Origin of the sequence: Cellulosimicrobium cellulans (assembly GCF_001722485.1) — a bacterium.
GTDB classification, from domain to species: domain Bacteria; phylum Actinomycetota; class Actinomycetes; order Actinomycetales; family Cellulomonadaceae; genus Cellulosimicrobium; species Cellulosimicrobium cellulans_A.
The window spans coordinates 1-1,601 of record NZ_LWGL01000317.1 but is presented as its reverse complement, the minus strand read 5'-3'; the positions used below and the strand labels follow the sequence as shown (position 1 = coordinate 1,601).

Genomic DNA, 1,601 nt, shown 5'->3' with positions numbered 1-1,601 from the left:
GCCGGCGTGCCCGCGTCGGCCCGTGCCGCGGCGAGGGCGCGCGCCCGGGCGTCGGCACGGCGCCGGCCGAGCTCCGTGAGGGCGGAGCCGAGCCGGACGAGGTGCCGGTCCAGGCCCTGCAGCTCGGCGGTTCGGGGCAGGGTGGGGGAGTACGCGCTCACGAGGGGTTCTCCTTGCCGTCCACGAGGGGGAACAGGTTGAAGTGGATTTGCACGGGCCGCGCGCCGGGCGTGCGCTCCTGGCTGCCGTAGCGCTCGAACATGTCCGCGAGGCGCTCCCAGGCCGCGTCGACCTCCGCCATCTGCTCGACCGTCAGCCAGAGGTTGGTGGTCGTCAGGCGCGTGGCCTCGAGCCACTCGCGCCCGAGCGCCTGGGGGTTCTCGAGGAGCGCGAGGATCTTGCGCGCCCGCACGTTCTCGAACTCGCGGTTGACCGTCGTCGTGGTCGCGACCGCGGCGGCGTCCTGCGGGTCGTCCGGGAGCCCAACCGTGAAGCCGCCGGGACGACGCTCCCACCAGCGCTCGCGGCCAGTACCGCGGCCGGGGACCTCCTGGACGAAGCCGTGGCGGGCGAGCTGGCGCAGGTGGTAGCTCGTCGAGCCGCTCGACTCGCCGACGAGCTGGGCGATCCCGCTCGCCGTCAGCGCGGAGTGGCTCGCGAGCAGGTCGAGGATCTGGATGCGCAGCGGGTGCGCGAGGGCCTTGAGCTGCGCGGGCCCGAGCACGTTCTCCGTCGGCCTCGTGGGCGGGGTGGTGTCCTCGGTTCCCATGTCGTCGACCGTAGTACTGCAAAGATCCGTTTGCAAGGGTTTCTTTGCAGCGGGTTCTTTGCGCCGATGGTTCGCCTCCTCGTGCGGTGCGCGCGCCGCCCGTGGGTGATGATCGGGGCATGGTGCACGTGCTGGAGCGGGCGCGGACGTCGGCGGGCGCAGCGATCTTCTCGCGGGTCGCCGGCCCGGACGCGACGGCGACGCGTGCCCGGATCCACGAGACGCCCGGTCCGCGCTGGTTCCCGCCGGGCTCGCCGATCCAGCGGGTGCACGGCGACGCGTCGATGTTCGTCGGCGGGCTGCGCGCGCTGCTGCTCCAGAGCTGGCACCCGCTCGCCATGGCCGGCGTCGCGGCGCACTCGGGCTACCGCGGCGACCCGTGGGGCCGGCTCCAGCGCACGTCGACGTTCATCGCGACGACGACGTTCGCCACCGCCGACGACGCGCAGCGTGCCGTGGACGCGGTCCGCGCCGTGCACGAGCGGGTGCGGGGGACCGCGCCGGACGGGCGGCCGTACGCCGCCTCCGACCCGGAGCTGCTGCGCTGGGTCCACGTGGCCGAGACGCAGAGCTTTCTCGTCGCGCACCAGGAGTACGGGCGCCGCCCGCTCGACCCGCGGGGCTGCGACGAGTACGTCGCGCAGGCGGCCGACGTCGCGCGGCGCCTCGGCGTGGAGCGCGTGCCCGTGACGCGTGCGGAGCTCGACGCCGCCGTCGAGGAGGCGCGCCCGGCGCTCGTGCTGACCGATGCCGCGCGCGACGCCGCCCGGTTCCTCCTCGTCGAGCCTCCGCTGCCGCCCGCGGTCCGCCCGGTCTACGCGGGCCTGGCCGC

Annotated in this window: 2 protein-coding genes; one reads left to right on the top strand and one right to left on the bottom strand. The window is 75.1% G+C overall.

The genetic code is table 11. The features are described 5' to 3' along the window. Positions 1-157 precede the first annotated feature (157 nt). Positions 158-769 carry an ArsR/SmtB family transcription factor gene (locus JZ5iCDA_RS17375; RefSeq protein WP_069388229.1) on the bottom strand — a complete coding sequence of 204 codons (612 nt, stop codon included), beginning with the start codon at positions 767-769 and terminating at the stop codon, positions 158-160. A 119-nt stretch (positions 770-888) separates the two neighbouring features. On the opposite strand from JZ5iCDA_RS17375, the gene JZ5iCDA_RS17370 reads away from it, so the two are divergent. Next, a partial coding sequence (locus JZ5iCDA_RS17370; RefSeq protein ID WP_069388228.1) for an oxygenase MpaB family protein occupies positions 889-1,601 on the top strand: 713 nt, incomplete at its 3' end.